The 16,359-nt window shown below is 69.9% G+C and carries 16 protein-coding genes; 12 read left to right on the top strand and 4 right to left on the bottom strand.

All coding sequences use genetic code 11. The features are described from left to right. Window positions 1-20: 20 nt before the first annotated feature. A complete protein-coding gene (locus LDL49_RS43605; RefSeq protein WP_225300803.1) occupies window positions 21-1,271 on the top strand; it encodes an MFS transporter in 1,251 nt (416 codons plus the stop codon). Between the two features lie 9 nt (window positions 1,272-1,280). Here the strand turns inward: LDL49_RS43605 and LDL49_RS43600 are convergent, their stop codons facing one another. After that, entirely contained in the window at window positions 1,281-1,868 is a 588-nt protein-coding gene (locus LDL49_RS43600; RefSeq protein WP_225300802.1) for a hypothetical protein, read from the bottom strand. A 128-nt stretch (window positions 1,869-1,996) separates the two neighbouring features. Here LDL49_RS43600 and LDL49_RS43595 point away from each other — a divergent pair, with 128 nt between their 5' ends. From LDL49_RS43595 to LDL49_RS43565, 7 genes are all read left to right on the top strand, one after another. Continuing rightward, entirely contained in the window at window positions 1,997-2,626 is a 630-nt protein-coding gene (locus LDL49_RS43595; protein WP_225300801.1) for an IclR family transcriptional regulator, read from the top strand. Between the two features lie 78 nt (window positions 2,627-2,704). Continuing rightward, the gene (locus LDL49_RS43590) at window positions 2,705-3,874 is read left to right on the top strand and encodes a homogentisate 1,2-dioxygenase (protein WP_225300873.1); all 1,170 of its coding nucleotides are present in this window, start codon (window positions 2,705-2,707) and stop codon (window positions 3,872-3,874) included. Then, a complete protein-coding gene (locus LDL49_RS43585; RefSeq protein WP_225300800.1) occupies window positions 3,871-4,626 on the top strand; it encodes a hypothetical protein in 756 nt (251 codons plus the stop codon). Before LDL49_RS43590 ends, LDL49_RS43585 begins: the two co-directional genes overlap by 4 nt. Beyond that, a complete protein-coding gene (gene fahA, locus LDL49_RS43580) occupies window positions 4,623-5,726 on the top strand; it encodes a fumarylacetoacetase (RefSeq protein ID WP_225300799.1) in 1,104 nt (367 codons plus the stop codon). Before LDL49_RS43585 ends, fahA begins: the two co-directional genes overlap by 4 nt. 70 nt (window positions 5,727-5,796) lie before the next feature. Then, the gene (locus tag LDL49_RS43575) at window positions 5,797-6,954 is read left to right on the top strand and encodes a L,D-transpeptidase (protein WP_225300798.1); all 1,158 of its coding nucleotides are present in this window, start codon (window positions 5,797-5,799) and stop codon (window positions 6,952-6,954) included. 72 nt (window positions 6,955-7,026) lie between these two features. Then, window positions 7,027-7,458, top strand: a complete 432-nt coding sequence (locus LDL49_RS43570; protein WP_225300797.1) for an NfeD family protein — start codon at window positions 7,027-7,029, stop codon at window positions 7,456-7,458. Between the two features lie 2 nt (window positions 7,459-7,460). After that, entirely contained in the window at window positions 7,461-8,534 is a 1,074-nt protein-coding gene (locus LDL49_RS43565; protein ID WP_225300796.1) for an SPFH domain-containing protein, read from the top strand. 90 nt (window positions 8,535-8,624) lie between these two features. On the opposite strand, the gene LDL49_RS43560 is transcribed toward LDL49_RS43565, so the two are convergent. Then, a complete protein-coding gene (locus tag LDL49_RS43560; RefSeq protein WP_225300795.1) occupies window positions 8,625-9,215 on the bottom strand; it encodes a hypothetical protein in 591 nt (196 codons plus the stop codon). A gap of 378 nt (window positions 9,216-9,593) precedes the next feature. Here LDL49_RS43560 and LDL49_RS43555 point away from each other — a divergent pair, with 378 nt between their 5' ends. Continuing rightward, complete coding sequence (locus LDL49_RS43555; protein ID WP_225300794.1) at window positions 9,594-10,451, top strand: helix-turn-helix transcriptional regulator; 858 nt, start codon at window positions 9,594-9,596, stop codon at window positions 10,449-10,451. Window positions 10,452-10,453: 2 nt separating this feature from the next. Beyond that, window positions 10,454-11,284, top strand: a complete 831-nt coding sequence (locus LDL49_RS43550; protein ID WP_225300793.1) for an oxidoreductase — start codon at window positions 10,454-10,456, stop codon at window positions 11,282-11,284. A gap of 269 nt (window positions 11,285-11,553) precedes the next feature. On the opposite strand, the gene LDL49_RS43545 is transcribed toward LDL49_RS43550, so the two are convergent. Next, window positions 11,554-12,747 carry a Gfo/Idh/MocA family protein gene (locus LDL49_RS43545; RefSeq protein ID WP_225300792.1) on the bottom strand — a complete coding sequence of 398 codons (1,194 nt, stop codon included), beginning with the start codon at window positions 12,745-12,747 and terminating at the stop codon, window positions 11,554-11,556. Between the two features lie 189 nt (window positions 12,748-12,936). After that, on the bottom strand, window positions 12,937-14,010 hold the full coding sequence (locus tag LDL49_RS43540; protein ID WP_225300791.1) for an RNA-guided endonuclease InsQ/TnpB family protein: 1,074 nt from the start codon (window positions 14,008-14,010) through the stop codon (window positions 12,937-12,939). A 137-nt stretch (window positions 14,011-14,147) separates the two neighbouring features. Between LDL49_RS43540 and tdh the strand changes: the two genes are divergently transcribed. Further along, on the top strand, window positions 14,148-15,176 hold the full coding sequence (gene tdh, locus LDL49_RS43535) for an L-threonine 3-dehydrogenase (RefSeq protein ID WP_225300790.1): 1,029 nt from the start codon (window positions 14,148-14,150) through the stop codon (window positions 15,174-15,176). Then, window positions 15,176-16,357 (top strand): glycine C-acetyltransferase, encoded by a 1,182-nt coding sequence (locus tag LDL49_RS43530; RefSeq protein WP_225300789.1) that lies wholly within the window; start codon window positions 15,176-15,178, stop codon window positions 16,355-16,357. The genes tdh and LDL49_RS43530 overlap by 1 nt, the downstream gene beginning before the upstream one ends. The last annotated feature ends 2 nt before the right edge of the window (window positions 16,358-16,359 follow it).

Below are 16,359 nucleotides of genomic sequence, written 5' to 3'. Positions count from 1 at the left end.
GCTATTAGGGGGATTACCACGTGCACGGCTATCTTCACGATCTCGGGCTGCTCCGGGATCGGCGGTTCACGCTGCTGCTGACCGCGCGGACCATCTCGGTGCTCGGCACCTCCTTCGCCCCCGTGGCGCTCGCCTTCGGCATCCTCGCCCTGCCCGGCGCGGACGCCACCACGCTGTCCGTGGTGCTCACCGCCGAAGCGCTGCCGATGATCGTGTTCATGCTGTTCGCCGGGGTGATCGCGGACCGGTTCCCCAGGCACCGGGTGATGATGGTCAGCGAGTTCATGAGCGCGCTGGCCTTCTTCGCCCTGGCCGCGATGATGCTGTCGGGCTGGACCCCGCTGCCCGCGATGGCGACCGCCGCGGCGGCCAGCGGGGTGGCGATAGCGATGCTGTTCCCCTCGCTGACCGGCATCATCCCCGAGGTCGTGCCCGCCGACCGGCTGCAGACCGGCAACGCGCTGCTCGGCCTGGGCGCCAACAGCTCGCGGGTGGTGGGCGCGGTGCTGGGCGGCGGCGCGGTCGTGCTGTTCGGCAGCGGGTGGGCGCTGGCGGTGAGCGGGCTGATGTTCACGGTGGCCGGGGTGCTGATCGCGGCGCTGCGGCTCACGCCCGCCGAGCGCGGCGCGGCGGCCGAGCATTCGATGCTGGCCGACCTGCGTGACGGGTGGCGCGAGTTCAGCACCCGGCAGTGGATCTGGGTGGTGGTCGCGCAGTTCTCCGTGCTCGTGATGGGGCTCCAGGCGGGTCACGGGGTGCTCGGGCCGCTGATCGCCAAGGAGAGCCTGGGCGGGCCCGCGGCCTGGTCGGCGTTCCTGGCCGGCGAGGCGGCCGGCACGATCGTGGGGGTGATCGTCTCCCTGCGCGTCCGGCCGAGGCGGCCGATCCTGGTCGGGACGCTGCTCTGCCTGCCGACCGCGCTGCCGTACGTACTGCTGGGCACCGGCGCGCCGCTGTGGGCGATCGTGGGGGGCGCGTTCGTGCTGGGCGTCTGCTTCGACGTGTTCGGTGTGCTGTGGCAGACGACCATGCAGCGCGAGGTGCCGCCGGAGTCGCTGTCGCGGGTCAGCTCGTACGACGCGCTGGGCTCGCTGATGTTCGGCCCGATCGGGCTCATGCTGGCCGGACCGGCGGCGAGCCTGGTCGGCACCCGGACGGCGCTGCTGGGCTGCGCGGCGCTCGTCGTGCTGTCCACGCTCGCCGCGCTGCTGTCTCCCGGGGTGCGGCAACTACGCGCTCCCGATCCGGTCGCCGAGAGCGTCACCAGCTGAAAAGCGCGTTCAGATGACGATCAGCGTCACCACGACGCCCGCGCAGTTGCCCGCCACGCAGATGCGGACGGGCACCTCGGACACCCCCGCGGCCTCCGGGATGCCGCCGATGTGCCCGTCTGGGCCGATCGTGACGCCCGCCGGCAGCTTGCCGTGGTCGGTCACCGAGAACGTGGGCGGCACGCCGGTGGGCCCGCCCGAGATCCCGATCTGGCCGTCGTAGCGGTTGCCCACCTTGCCGGGGAAGACCAGCCCACTCGGCTGCCAGGGTACGTTCCGCAGCACGACCACTGTGACCTGCTGATCGACGCAGTCCTGGCCACGGCACAGGCGGACGGGCGTGGCGAAGGTGCCGGGACGCTGGGGCACGCCGTGCAGCCGGCCCGCGTCGTCCAGGGTCACGCCCGGTGCCAGGGCGCCGCCGCGGATGGTCAGACCGTCCTGGAACGGCAGCAGGCGATTGGTCACCTCGATGCCCTGTGTGACGTAGAAGACGTCCTCGACGAGCCGCTTGGTCGGGGGATCCACGTGCTGGGCGGGCAGGTCCCTCGACATGGCAACGGGGTGGAAGTCGGCCGAGGGCAGCGTGGGGAGCAACGCGCACAGACTCAACCCGGCAACGACAAATGCCCATGTTTGCCGCATCCCACCCCCTGTTCGTCTCCCCGATACGTACCCCACCAGCGCGTAGCGTTACTCCTGGCTCACGCATAGATAATCGGTTCATGGCCGCTGAATCCGCCCAGACCTTGGAACGCGGGCTCCGCCTGCTCAGGCTGCTCGCCGACGGCAAGGGCGGGCGGACGCCCACCGAACTGAGCACCGAGCTGTCGCTGTCCCGCCCGGTGGTCTACCGGCTGGTGACCACACTGCTGAGCGAGGGGTTCGTCCGCCGTGACGCCGAGGGGCGGGTGCACCTCGGGTTCGGCGTGCTCGTGCTGGCCCAGGCCGTACAACCGCTGCTGCGGGCGGCCGCGCTGCCCACGCTGCGGCGGCTGGCCGAGGACGTCGGCGCGACCGCGCACCTGACCGTGGCGGAGGGCGACGACGGCCTGGCCGTGGCGGTGGTGGAGCCGTCGTGGACGGACATGCACGTGGCCTACCGGGAGGGGTCGCGCCACTCCCTGCTGCTGGGCGCCGCCGGGCGGGCGATCCTGGCGCTGCGCGAAGGTCGGGCCGACTACCTGGTGACGGAGGGGCAGTTGCAGGAGGGCGCGCGGGGGATCGCCGCGCCCGTGTCCGGGCTGCCGTGGCTGGAGGCGTCGGTCGGGGTGGTGACGTTCGGGCCGCTCAGCGAGTCGGCCGGGCCGCGCGTGGTCGAGGCGGCCGCCGAGCTGTCCGGCGCGCTGGGTTGACATCGCCTAGCCGATGGCGGACGGTAGTTGCGTATAGAGGACACACACGTCCGATAGTCGGACGCCCTGGAGGCGATGATGCCTTACTACCGCGTCGTTGGCGAGGTGCCCCGTAAGCGGCACACGCAGTTCAGGCGGCCCGACGGCGGCCTCTACGCCGAGGAGCTGATGGGCGAGGAAGGCTTCTCGTCGGACTCCTCGCTGCTCTACCACCGCTATCTGCCGACCGCGATCGTCAAGGCCGAGGCCGTCACGCCGCCCGCCGACACGCGCCTGGAGCCGAACCTGCCGCTGTCGCCGCGCCACTTCCGCACCCAGGACCTGCGCGGCGCGGGCGACCTGGTGACCGGCCGGATGCAGCTGGCGGGCAACGCCGACGTCCGATTGTCGTACGCCACCAGTGACCGGCCCAGCGACCTCTACCGCAACTCCATGGGCGACGAGTGCGTGTACGTCCAGGCCGGCCGCGTCCGCTTCGAGTCCACGTACGGCGTCATCGAAGCCGGCGCGGGCGACTACATCGTCATCCCGACCGGCACGATCCACCGCTGGGTGCCCGACGGGCCGGTCAACGTGCTGGCCATCGAGGCGTCCGGGCACATCAGGCCGCCCAAGCGCTACCTGTCGCAGTACGGGCAGTTCCTGGAGCACGCGCCCTACTGCGAGCGCGACCTGCGCAGCCCGGCGGAGCCGTTCGTCGTCGAGGGCGAGGAGGTCCCGGTGCTGGTCCGCACGCGGGGCGGGCTGACCCGGCTGGTCTACCGCAACCACCCGTTCGACGTGGTCGGCTGGGACGGCTACCTCTACCCGTTCGCGTTCAACATCAATGACTTCGAGCCGATCGTGAAGAAGACGCACGCGCCGCCGCCGGTCCACCAGACGTTCGAGGGGCCGGGATTCGTGATCTGCTCGTTCTGCCCTCGGCCGCTGGACTTCCACCCCGAGTCCGTACCGATCCCCTACAACCACCACAACGTCGACTCCGACGAGTTCATGTTCTACGTGGGCGGCGACTACTCGGCCCGCAAGGGCTCCGGCATCGACGTCGGCTCGATCTCGCTGCACCCGGCCGGCTTCACGCACGGCCCGCAGCCCGGGGCGGTGGAGGCGGTCATCGACGCGGTCAGTCGCGGCATCACGACCACCAGCGAGATGGCCGTGATGATCGACACCTTCCGCCCGCTCGACCTCGGCCAGGCCGCACTGACCTGCGAGGACCCCGGCTACGCCTGGACCTGGGCCCGATGAACCTCTACCTCGCGCTGGTCGACGACGCGGGCCTGTTCCCGCCGACCTCCCTGCGCATGTCGGAGGCGCTGGCCCGCCACCAGCGCGACCAGGAGCGGGCCTCCCAGGTGCTCACCCACCGCTTCCTCTGCCCCGCCAGCCGCCTCGACGGGCTGCGCCGCGAGGAGGCCCCGCCCCGCCGGATCGGGCTGATCGTCGACACGCCGGAGATCCCGCCGTTCGACGACCTGCCCGTGGACTCGGTCGAGCTGCGCGCGGACGCGCTCGGCCGGCTGCCCGACGGCGGCCTGCCACCGGGCGTGCGGCTGTTCGTCGAGGTGCCCGCCGGGAAGTACGTCGCCGATGTGCCCAAGGGCGCCGCGCTCAAAGTGCGCTGCGGCGGCCTGACCGCCGACGCCTTCCCGTCGGTCGAACATCTCGCGGCGTTCATCCGGTTCTGCGCGGAGCACGACCTCCCGTTCAAGGCCACCGCCGGGCTGCACCACGCCGTACGCCATTTCGACCCCACGCTCGGCGTCGACCGGCACGGCTTCCTCAACCTGCTGCTGGCCGTCTGCGAGGCGGTGGACCAGCGCGACCCCGCGCCCGTGCTGCGCACCACCGACGTGGGCCATCTCGTACGGCTGGCCCGCGCCGTGTCCGAGGAGACGGCGAAGCGGGCCAGGGCGCTGCTGATGAGCTACGGCTCGTGCAGCACCAGCGCCCCGCTGGACGACCTGCGCGCACTGGGACTGATCGAGGAGGACGCGTGAGCTGGGGAATCGACAACCTGCCCTATGGGGTGTTCTCCCGGCGCGGCGAGCGGCCACGCGTCGGCGTGCGCTACGGCGACCGGGTGCTCGACCTGGCCGCCGCGCTGCACGACGAGGTGTTCGCGGCGCCCACCCTGAACCCCTTCATGGCCAGGGGCCGCACCGCCTGGCACGACACCAGGACGCTGATCGCCAACAAGCTCACCTCCGACCTCGCGATCACCGAGCCGCACCTGATCCCGCTCGACCAGGTGCGGCTGCACATGCCGTTCGAGGTGGCCGACTACGTCGACTTCTACTGCTCGCTGGAGCACGCCACCAACCTGGGCAGGATGTTCCGGCCCGGCACCGAGGGGCTGCTGCCCAACTGGCGGCACCTGCCGGTCGGCTACCACGGCAGGTCGGGCACGGTGGTGGTCTCGGGCACCCCGATCAACCGGCCGCACGGCCAGCTCGGGGCCGGGCGGTTCGGGCCGTCCGCCAAGCTCGACCTGGAGGCCGAGCTGGGCTTCGTGATCGGCGTGCCGTCCGAGCTGGGCTCGCCCGCCGGGGCCTTCGAGGATCACGTGTTCGGGGTGACGCTGGTCAACGACTGGAGCGCGCGCGACATCCAGGCGTGGGAGTACGTGCCACTCGGGCCGTTCCTGGGCAAGTCGTTCGCCACCTCGATCTCGCCGTGGATCACGCCGCTGGAGGCGCTGCCCCGGCTGGCCGGGCGCGTACAGGATCCCGAACCGCTCGACTACCTGCGCAGGAGGGACGACTGGGGGCTGGACGTCTCGGTCGAGGTGTCGCTCAACGGCGAGGTCGTGTCCCGCCCGCCGTACTCGGGCATGTACTGGACGCCGGACCAGATGCTCGCCCACATGACGGCGAACGGCGCGTCCCTGCGGACCGGCGACCTGTTCGCGAGCGGCACGATCTCCGGCGAACAGCGCGAGGAACGCGGCTCACTCATCGAACTGACCTGGAACGGCAGCGATCCGATCAAGCTCGCCGGCGGCGAGACCAGGACATTCCTGGAGGACGGCGACACGGTGACGATCCGAGCCACGGCCGGCGGCCGGTCATTGGGGGAGGTTTCCGGAACAATCCGATAGGTGACTCGGCGTGCTCATTCAGTGACTCCCCGCTAACCTGGATATCCCCTTCCCGGAAAGCAGGATTGAGATGCGGCGCGCCGCAGCCATCTTTCTCATGGCCCTACTCCTGACCGCGGGCTGCTGCCCGGTGACCGCCGACCGCCCGGCGCCCACGCCGCCCGTCGTCCAGGTCTCCCCCGCCTTCGACACCCGGCGCGCCCGGACGGACCACGGGCTGGTCGTGCAGGCGCGGGGCGGCAGACTCAGCCAGGTGATCGCCTACGTGGCGGGTGCGCTGGTGCCGGGCAAGCTGGACGCGTCGCGCACGACCTGGCGCTCCTCCTGGACACTGGCCCCCGGGGCCGAATACACGGTGACCGCCACCGCGGCGGGCTCGGCCGGCCCGTCGACGGTGGCCATGGGCCGCTTCCGCACCCGCGCCGCCAACCGTACGTTCCAGATCGCCTCCATCACCCCGCTGCCCGGCGAGACCGTCGGCGTCGGCATGCCGATCATCATGGACTTCGACACCCCGGTGCGGGACAAGGCGGCCGTGGAGCGGGCGCTGGAGATCAAGCCGGCCGTCGAGGGCGCGTGGCGCTGGGTGAGCGACACCCGGGCGATCTACCGCACCCGCGCGTTCTGGGCGCCGGAGCAGCAGGTCACGGTCACGGCCCACCTGACCGGCGTACGCATGGCGCCGGGCGTCTACGGCCTGAGCGACCGCACGTTCGCCTTCAAGGTGGGCCGCGAGCAGACGACCTCGATCGACACCCGGACCCACCAGATGGTCGTCAGGCGCGACGACCGGGTCGCGCAGCGCATGGCCATCAGCGCGGGCATGGCCACCACCCGCGAATACACCACGACCAGCGGCGTCCACCTGACCATGGACAAGGGCGACCCGGTCCGCATGATCTCGCCCGGCCGCAAGAAGGGCGAGCCCGGCTTCTACGACGTGCTGATCGACCATGCCGTGCGCATCTCCAACAGCGGCGAATACGTCCACGCCAAGAACAACCTCTGGGCACAGGGCCACGCGAACGTCAGCCACGGCTGCGTCAACGCCCGCCCCGACCAGGCGGCCTGGTTCTTCGCCCACTCGCTGCGCGGCGACCCGGTGACGATCACCGGCACCTCCCGCGAGCTCGCGTGGGACAACGGCTGGGGGTTCTGGCAACTGCCGTGGGACAAGTGGCGCCAGGGCAGCGCTTTGTACAACCCTGCGGCCCTGCCACAGCAATGATTCCGGCATTACGGTAGGAGGGGGGAACCAGGCGAGCACACAGGCCCGTTATGCCATCAGGAGGGCCGGAGCATGGATGAATGGATCATCTGGATAATCCTGGCAGTCGTCCTCGGCGTGGCGGAGATCTTCACCGTCACCGCGGCGCTCGGGCTGCTCGGCGCGGCCGCTCTCCTCACTGCGGCGACCGCCGCCATCGGGCTGCCCGTCCCCCTGCAACTGCTGGTCTTCGCCCTGTCTTCCACGGCCGGTCTGATCGTGATCCGGCCGATCGCCATGCGCCACATCCGGCAGCCACAGCTGCAGCGCTTCGGCGTGGAAGCACTGCTCGGCAAGCAGGCGTACGTAGTGTCGGAGGTCACCGGCAGGGACGGCAGAGTACGCATCGGCGGCGAGGAGTGGTCCGCGCGCGCCTATGACGAGACCCTGGTGATCCCCACGGGGGCGACCGTCGATGTCATCGAGATCGAGGGCGCCACGGCCCTCGTATATCCCCGGGAGTGACCATGGATCCGCTGTTGGTCGTCGGACTGCTCGTCATACTCTTCGCGGTGTTCACGGTGCTCAAGGCCGTGCGGATCGTGCCCCAGGCACGCGCCCGCAACGTCGAGCGCCTCGGCCGCTACAACCGTACGCTCAAGCCCGGACTCAACTTCGTCATCCCGTACATCGACCGCGTCTACCCGATGATCGACCTGCGCGAGCAGGTCGTGACCTTCCGCCCGCAACCGGTCATCACCGAGGACAACCTGGTCGTCGAGATCGACAACGTCCTCTACTTCCAGGTCACCGATCCCCGGGCGGCGGCCTACGAGATCGCCAACTACCTTCAGGCGATAGAACAGCTCACCGTCACCACCATGCGTAACGTCATCGGCGCCATGGACCTGGAGAAGACGCTCACCTCCCGCGACACCATCAACAGCCAGCTGCGCGGCGTGCTCGACGAGGCCACCGGCAAGTGGGGCATCCGCGTCAACCGCGTGGAGGTCAAGGCGATCGACCCGCCGAAGACCATCAAGGACGCGATGGAGAAGCAGATGCGGGCCGAGCGGGACAAGCGGGCGGCCGTCCTCAACGCCGAGGGCCAGCGCCAGTCGCAGATCCTCACCGCCGAGGGCGACAAGCAGAGCGCCATCCTGCGTGCCGAAGGCCAGCGCACCGCCGCCATCCTGCAGGCCGAGGGCCAGTCGCGGGCCATCGACCAGGTCTTCCAGGCGGTCCACCGCAACGACCCCGACCCCCAGCTGCTCGCCTACCAGTATCTGCAGATGCTGCCGCAGCTCGCGCAGAGCCCCGGCAACACGTTCTGGGTGATTCCCAGCGAGGTCACCTCAGCGCTGCAGGGCGTGTCCAAGGCGTTCACGGAGGCGCTGCCCAGGTCGGCGGCGACGCGGGACGAGACGCCGGGCAGCTCGGCGGCGGACGAGGAGGTCGCCAGGGCATCGGAGGCGGCGGCGGAGGCCGTGGCCGACGCCCAGGAAGCCGAGAGCCCCAACGGGCCGCGCCAGCTCACGCAAGGGGTGGAGGACCCGTCGGTCGCGCTCACGGACCTGGAGAAGGAGCATCAGGAGCGCTGACCGGGCCGAGACGCCCCGCTGGTGTGGGGCGTGGCGGTCAGGACGCCCGCCGACCAAGGTGCCCGCCACGCTCACGCCGACGGGCACCGGTCAGGCGACTCTCGCCTCGGACTTGGCCTCAGACCTGGGTTCGGACTTGGGTTCGGTCGGAAAGGGACGGCACGCCACTTCCAGCAGGTCCCGCATCTGGGACATGCGATGCAGGGAATTTGCCCGGCAGGCCAGCTTGACTGTGGCGTCGGCCAGGATGACGTCCCCGTTCGCCTGCGGGACATCGTCGCCCAGCTCGGTGCGTAGCCACTCGGAGATCTCCGCCCAGGAGTAGACGCTGACGTTGTCGGCCTCAATGAGCGGAGCCGGGAAGCCGCCGGGCCCGCGCTGCCCGCTCGCCAGCTGGCGGAAGCTGGCCTGCGTGCGGCCACCGTGCCGCCTGGCCGCGTCTCCGAGCGTCACCGCGTCATCGTGCCCCACGCCAACGGCCCACAGCTTGTCGACCGTGCTCATCTGGATGAACACGGACATGATGGCCTCCAACAGGCTGTCCGCCTCACGATCACACATGAAGTAAGGCTGTGCGCCCCCGACCAGCGCGCAGTCATCCATGCCCGCCTCGTGGAGCCGGTCGAACTCGGCAGCGTCCGGCTCGCGGTTGAGCATGACCTGGAAATCCCAGCTAGTCATGATGTCCCCTCTTGATCGTCGCTTTTGCACTCGAGGTGCCGAGTGAGCCATTGGCGGATCTGCTTGGCATGGACACCTGGATTCCGGGGCGTGCAGTTGATCGTGAACGGTTTTCTCCGCATTGGCAGGTGCTCCAGCCCCAGCGATGCCCGTTGTGGTCCTCCTCGACGGTGAGAGCGCTATTGATCTTGCGGATTGCCTTGAGCACCGCGTTGATCTCGTTGTGCTGATGTCTTCCTCGCCCAACCATGTTCTAACTGTGCAACAGTGTTGCACAGTTAGAACGGCTTTTCCAAGCCAGGTACCCCAGCTCCGCACCACACAGCCTGGGAGTGGCAGGTCCACCCTGGTCTCCAGGCCGGCGCCTAACCTCGAAATATGGACAGTGCCAATCGTCTGGGTGAGTTCCTGCGAGCGCGACGGGAGCTGGCCCGGCCCGAATCGCACGGGATGCCCGCCGCCGGGCTCCGCCGTACGCCCGGGATGCGCCGGGAAGAGGTCGCGATGCTGGCCGGCGTCAGCACTGACTACTACATCCGCCTGGAGCAGGGCCGCGACAAGCATCCGTCGGCGCAGGTGCTCGAGGCGCTGGCGACCGCGCTGATCCTGGAGGAGGACGCCGTCGCGCACCTGCACGAGCTGGCCCGACCGGAGCCGCGGCGCAGGCGGCGGGCCGGGCGCCCCGAGCGGGTCAGTCCGGGTCTGGTCCGGCTGATGGAGCGCTGGCCGGACACCCCGGCTCTGGTACTCGGGCGCTACATGGACGTACTGGCCGGCAACGCGCTCGGCGCGGCGCTGTTCGGCTGGCTGGGCGACCGCAGCCTGGTCCGGACGGTGTTCCTCGATCCGCAGGCCCGTGACTTCTACCGCGACTGGCCGAAGGTCACGCGGGACTGCGTCGCGTCCCTGCGGGCCACCGCCGGCGCGGATCTGGACGATCCCCGCCTGACCGACCTGGTCGGTGAGCTGTCGCTCAAGAGCGCCGACTTCGCCCGCCTGTGGGCACGCCACGACGTACGCGGCAAGACGGCGGAGTTCAAGCGGTTGCGCCATCCGGTGGTCGGCGAGCTGGATCTCAGCTACGAGGCCCTGACCGTCAACAGTGCCCCCGGCCAGCAGCTCGTCGTCTATCAGGCCGAGCCCGGCAGCCCCTCCGAGCAGGCGCTGTCCCTGCTGGGCAGCATCACCGCCACACCCGTGATGCGCGACATCACTATGACCGAACAGGAAAAGTAATCATGTCTGTCTGGTTCATCACCGGATGCTCCACCGGCTTCGGCCGGGAACTGGCCACGCTCGTCCTCGACCGGGGCGAGCGGGCCGTGGTGACCGCCCGCGACCCGGACCAGGTCGCCGACATCGTGGCCGGGCACGGCGACCGAGCCCTCGCCCTGGCCCTGGACGTCACCGAGCCCGCGCAGGTCGCGGCGGCCGTCCAGCGGGCCGAGGAGGTCTTCGGCCGCATCGACGTGCTGGTCAACAACGCGGGCTACGGCTACCTGGCGGCGATCGAGGAGGGCGAGGACGGGCAGGTACGCGAGCTGTTCGAAGCCAACGTCTTCGGGCTCGTGTCCCTCACCAAGGCGGTGCTGCCCGGCATGCGGGCCAGGCGGCACGGCCACATCCTCAACGTGTCCTCGGTCGGCGGTCTTGCCGCTTTCGGGGCCACCGGTTACTACCACGCCACCAAGTTCGCGGTCGAGGGACTGTCGGAGTCGCTCGCGGCGGAGGTGGCGCCGCTCGGCATAAAGGTGACCATCGTCGAACCCGGCGGGTTCCGTACGAACTGGTCGGGGCCCTCGATGCGGCAGTCGGAGACCCGCATCGACGACTACTCCGAGACCGCCGGCCGGCGCCGGGAGGCCACCCTGGGGACGTACGGGAGCCAGCCCGGCGACCCGAAGCGCGCCGCCGAGGCCATTCTCACCGTGGTGCGTTCGGAGAACCCGCCGCTGCGCCTGCTTCTGGGTGGGGACGCCCTGAACGTCGCGAACGCCAAGCTCGACAGACTCCGCAGCGACTTCGACGGGTGGAAGGAGCTGACCCTCAGCACCGCCTACCCCGAATGACCGCTCACCCGAACTGCCTACCCCGGCTGACCGCGTACGGCCGGCGCCCCCGTGTGCTCAGTGCGACAGCGGCGCGTCCGTCGTGTCGACCAGCGTGCAGTCGGCGACCGGGCCCTCGGCGACGCGCGCCCAGATGCCCGCCACGACCGCCACCATGGTTGTACACGGCCTTCGCGTAGTCGTCGAAGAGCTGCGAAGGCCGCCTTTTCCCCGGCGCGTATCAGGGCACGTGTCGACATATCCACATAGAGGGACTGTCCGGCCGCGCGTCAGAGTTCCAGCTGTCCCCGGTCGAAGTAGGCCGCCAGGTCCGGGTCGAGCGGCGGGACGTCGTACGGCATGCCACCGTCGCGCAGTGACATCGTGGCCATGTAACCGGCGGCGACGCTCATCCGCGCGGCCACCGGAGAGGTGTCGGTGACCCCGCCGTCCCGGACGAACCCCAAGAACTCTCGCATGATGTCCGTGTCGGCGCCGCCGTGCGAGCCGTTGGCGTCGGGCACCCGGTACGCGATGTCGCCGTCCCCCCGGTAGCCCGACGGTCCGGTGTTCCAGACCTTGACCGTGTCGCCGGGGCCGTCACCGAAGTTCTCCAGCCGGCCCTCCGTGCCGATGACCGTGTAGTTGCGCACGTAGTCGGGGGTGAAGTGGCACTGCTGGTAGGCGGCGATGACGCCGTTGTCGAGGCGCATGTTCATCACCGACACGTCCTCGACGTCGACGACGTGGTTGAGGTCGGCGCGGCTGGTGGGCGGCCACTCGTACTCGCGCAGCCAGCTCTCCGGCCGGGGCGTGCCCGGCTCGCGGCGCGGCAGGTCGCCGTAGAGCATGAGGTCGCCGAGGGCGTTCACCCTGGTCGTGTAGCCGCCGGCCAGCCAGTGGATCACGTCGAGGTCGTGCGCGGCCTTCTGCAGGAGCAGGCCCGTGGTCCGGGTGCGGTCGGCGTGCCAGTCCTTGAAGTAGAAGTCGCCGCCGTAGGACACGAAGTGGCGCACCCAGACCGTCTTCGGCTCGCCGATGACGCCCTGCTGGATGATGTCGCGCATCAGCCGGACCACGCCCATGTGGCGCATGTTGTGCCCGACGTACAGCCGGGTCCCGGTACGCCTGGCCGCGCGCAGGACGTTGTCGCAGCCCTCCACGGTGATGGCCAGCGGCTTCTCCAGATAGACGGCCTTACCGGCCTCCAGGCAGTCGATCGCGACGCGCTCGTGCGTGTCGTCGGGGGTGACGACGATGACCGCGTCGAGGTCGTCGCGGTCGAGCAGCCGGCGGTAGTCCTCGGTGAGGAACTCCGCCTCGAACCGCCCGGCCTGACTCTTCAGCACCGCCGGGTCGGTGTCGCAGAGCGCGGTCACGACCGAGCCCTGGCCCGGTCGATGGGCGTAGCGGGCCAGGTCCGCGCGCATGCCGAGGCCGATGACTCCGATGCGCAGGTCTTCCACTCCAGTGACGATGTCCACGTCTTGAGAGGCTAGCGCTCGTTTATGCAAATAACCACCGTGAATGGTGCGAGATCGGGCATGCCCCTTGAAGAGGTGACGGCGGGCGTGAAGGGGAGCTGTGGGGGCACTTAAGAATCCCTCGATGGACACGTCCCTAAGCGAGCAGGCACAGTGCGTTAGGTTCGGGGCAGGGGAGAGTTGGAGTCATCAACTACCGCCAGGTGAAGCCGGTGGTTTGCTCTCACGGTCCCGTCTGGCTGAGGGGAGGTCGGTAGCGTGTGGCTGGTTGACAGCAGCCCAGCCCGCGACGCCGCGTGTGGCGATGTTGCGGGCCGCGATGTGGTCGGCGTGCCCAGCGAGGCCACACCTGGTGCAGACGAACCGGCCCCGCGCCGGCCGGCTCGCCCTGCTGATATGCCCGCGCTCCGGACACGCCTGCGACGTATACGCGGGGTCGACCAACACGAAGGCGATCGCGGCGCGAGCGGCCTTGTAGCGGGTGAACGCGATCTGCCGGGCGAACGCCCAGCTGTGCAAGGTGCGCCGCTGGAACCGATGAGCCCTTACCCGGCCGCGGATACCCTGCAGATCCTCCAGGGCGACACCACGGCCGGTGCGTTCGGCTTCACGCACCACGAACGTCGAGATTTGGTGGTTGAGGTCGGTCATCATCCGGCGCTCACGCCCGGACAGGCGGCGCAGCACCCGCCGCGCCGCAGAAGTGCCCTTCTTCTGCAGGCGTCGGCGTTGGCGGTGGCGTCGCTCCCGCAGGGTGCGGACGTGGCCGTTACCGCCCACCGGCCCGGCCAGGACGGGGCCGGGCAGCACCGCGCCGTCGGAGGTGACCGCCAGGTTGGCCACCTCTTGATCCATCCCGACGAAGCCGCCGACCGGCTCGCGTACCGCCGGTGCGGGCAGGGTGAGCGCGACGTGCAGCAGCCACACCCCGCGCCGGTAGACGTGCGGGCGGAAGATGTGCGCGCGTTTCTTGGTGGAACGCCGGTTGGCGTAGGCGCCGGCGACCCGGGCGATCGCCCGCACGGCCGCTTGCGCGCCCAGCCCGGCCACCTGCCCGCGCACCTCGTAGTAGGCCAGCCGATGCAACTCCACCACCGCGAAGACCCGGTGCTGCCACGCCAGGCGGGAGACGACAGTGGCCGCCTGATTGCACAACAGCACCGCTGCGGCCAGCGCGTGGGCCTGGGCCGGGGCGGGTGTGAGCCGCAGTTGCACGATCGAGGGCAGGCCGTGGCGTTTGGCGGCGGAGCGGCGGGTCGCCATCGCGCACCTCCTGTCACAGTGTTCTCACCCACCGCACACATTACCGAACGTGACCGAGTCTTTCCATACTGTTTTCGAAAGGAGGGGTGGCGCTCCCTCCTGACCCTGAAGGATCGGGTCTTCGCGCCACCATTCAGATGAAAGCGCTGGTCAAGGATCGAGCCGAGCCCGGATTGCGGCTGGCCGACGTGCCGGAGCCCACTCCGGGTCCGGGTGAGGTGCTGATCCGGGTGCTGCGTACCGGCATCTGCGGCACCGACCTCCACATCCGGAAATATGACGATTGGGCGCGGCAAACTCTTAAGCTTCCGCTGATCGTGGGGCATGAGTTCTCCGGGCACGTCGTCGAGGTCGCACCCGGCGTCGAGGACATCTCCGTCGGCGACCTGGTGAGCGGCGAGGGACACATCGTCTGCGGCAAGTGCCGCAACTGCATGGCCGGGCGCCGCCATCTGTGCCGCAACACCATCGGGCTCGGCGTCAACCGGGACGGCGCCTTCGCCGAATACCTCACGCTGCCCGCCTCCAACGTGTGGGTGCACCGGGTGCCGGTCCATCCCGACGTGGCGGCCATCTTCGATCCGTTCGGCAACGCCGTACACACCGCGCTGTCGTTTCCGCTGGTGGGCGAGGACGTGCTGATCACGGGCGCGGGCCCGATCGGGCTGATGGCGGCGGCGGTGGCCACGCACGTCGGCGCGCGCAACGTGGTGATCACCGACGTCAGCGAGGAACGCCTGAACCTGGCCGGCAAGGTCGGCGTCTCGCTGGCCCTGAACGTCGCGCGGACCTCGATCGCCGACGGCATCACGCGGCTCGGCATGCGCGAGGGCTTCGACGTCGGGCTGGAGATGTCCGGCAACCCGCGGGCCGTCCGCGACATGATCGCGAACATGACGCACGGCGGCAAGATCGCGATGCTCGGGCTGCCCGCCGAGGAGTTCGCCATCGACTGGGCCACGGTGGTGACCTCGATGCTCACCATCAAGGGCATCTACGGCCGCGAGATGTTCGAGACCTGGTACAACATGTCGGTGCTGCTGGAGAAGGGCCTCGACCTGTCCCCGGTGATCACCGACCGCTACCCGTACGGCGAGTTCGACGCCGCCTTCGACACGGCCGCCAGCGGCCGCACGGGCAAGGTCATCCTGGATTGGAGCGCTTGATGTTCACGAACGTCCGCGATCAGCTGCGTGCGACGCTCGACGAGATCACCGAGGCGGGGCTGCACAAGCCCGAGCGGGTGATCACCACGCCGCAGAGCTCGCAGGTGGGCGTGGCCGGGCGACAGGTGCTGAACTTCTGCGCCAACAACTACCTCGGCCTGGCCGACCACCCCGAGGTGGTCGCGGCCGCCAAGGAGGCGCTCGACCGCTGGGGCTTCGGGATGGCCTCGGTCCGGTTCATCTGCGGCACCCAGGAAGTGCACAAGGAGCTCGAAGGCCGCCTCTCACACTTCCTCGGCCAGGAGGACTCCGTCCTCTACAGCTCGTGCTTCGACGCCAACGGCGGCGTCTTCGAGACGCTGCTCGACGCGCAGGACGCGGTGATCTCCGACGCTCTCAACCACGCGAGCATCATCGACGGCATCAGGCTGTCGAAGGCCCGGCGCTACCGCTACGCCAACCGCGACATGGCCGAGCTGGAGGCCAGGCTGAAGGAGGCGTCCGACGCGCGGCGACGGCTGATCGTGACCGACGGCGTGTTCTCCATGGACGGCTACCTGGCGCCGCTGGCCGACATCTGCGACCTGGCCGAACGCTACGACGCAATGGTCATGGTCGACGACTCCCACGCCGTGGGCTTCGTCGGGCCGACCGGACGCGGCACGCCCGAGCTGCACGGCGTCACCGACCGGGTGGACATCATCACCGGCACCCTGGGCAAGGCGCTCGGCGGGGCCAGCGGCGGCTACGTCGCGGCGCGCAAGGAGATCTGCGAGCTGCTGCGCCAGCGCTCCCGCCCGTACCTGTTCTCCAACTCGCTCGCCCCGGTCATCGCCTCGGCCTCGCTGCGCATCCTCGACCTGCTGGAGACCTCCAGCGAGGCGCGCGAGCAGCTGCGCGCCAACACCGCCCGCTTCCGCGCCAAGATGGCCGAGGCCGGGTTCGACATCCTGCCCGGCGATCATCCGATCACCCCGGTGATGATCGGCGACGCCGCCGAGGCCGGGGCCATGGCCGAGCGGCTGCTGGAGCTCGGCGTGTACGTGATCGGCTTCTCTTACCCGGTCGTCCCCCACGGCCAGGCCCGGATCCGGGTCCAGCTGTCGGCGGCCCACTCGGCCGAGGACGTGGACCGCGCGGTCGACGCCTTCATCAAGGCCCGCACGCCCCACCCGGTATAGGC

It is taken from the genome of Nonomuraea aurantiaca (assembly GCF_020215705.1).
GTDB lineage: Bacteria > Actinomycetota > Actinomycetes > Streptosporangiales > Streptosporangiaceae > Nonomuraea > Nonomuraea aurantiaca.
This window is presented reverse-complemented; position numbering and strand designations above follow the sequence as displayed.

What these genes read in the sequence shown, in the direction of transcription:
- LDL49_RS43555 (WP_225300794.1), top strand. Translation starts at nt 9,594, where the DNA reads ATGGACAGTGCCAATCGTCTGGGTGAGTTCCTGCGAGCGCGACGGGAG.
- LDL49_RS43560 (WP_225300795.1), bottom strand. Translation starts at nt 9,215, where the DNA reads ATGACTAGCTGGGATTTCCAGGTCATGCTCAACCGCGAGCCGGACGCT.
- LDL49_RS43585 (WP_225300800.1), top strand. Translation starts at nt 3,871, where the DNA reads ATGAACCTCTACCTCGCGCTGGTCGACGACGCGGGCCTGTTCCCGCCG.
- LDL49_RS43575 (WP_225300798.1), top strand. Translation starts at nt 5,797, where the DNA reads ATGCGGCGCGCCGCAGCCATCTTTCTCATGGCCCTACTCCTGACCGCG.
- tdh (WP_225300790.1), top strand. Translation starts at nt 14,148, where the DNA reads ATGAAAGCGCTGGTCAAGGATCGAGCCGAGCCCGGATTGCGGCTGGCC.
- LDL49_RS43595 (WP_225300801.1), top strand. Translation starts at nt 1,997, where the DNA reads ATGGCCGCTGAATCCGCCCAGACCTTGGAACGCGGGCTCCGCCTGCTC.
- LDL49_RS43530 (WP_225300789.1), top strand. Translation starts at nt 15,176, where the DNA reads ATGTTCACGAACGTCCGCGATCAGCTGCGTGCGACGCTCGACGAGATC.
- LDL49_RS43565 (WP_225300796.1), top strand. Translation starts at nt 7,461, where the DNA reads ATGGATCCGCTGTTGGTCGTCGGACTGCTCGTCATACTCTTCGCGGTG.
- LDL49_RS43570 (WP_225300797.1), top strand. Translation starts at nt 7,027, where the DNA reads ATGGATGAATGGATCATCTGGATAATCCTGGCAGTCGTCCTCGGCGTG.
- LDL49_RS43590 (WP_225300873.1), top strand. Translation starts at nt 2,705, where the DNA reads ATGCCTTACTACCGCGTCGTTGGCGAGGTGCCCCGTAAGCGGCACACG.
- LDL49_RS43550 (WP_225300793.1), top strand. Translation starts at nt 10,454, where the DNA reads ATGTCTGTCTGGTTCATCACCGGATGCTCCACCGGCTTCGGCCGGGAA.
- LDL49_RS43540 (WP_225300791.1), bottom strand. Translation starts at nt 14,010, where the DNA reads ATGGCGACCCGCCGCTCCGCCGCCAAACGCCACGGCCTGCCCTCGATC.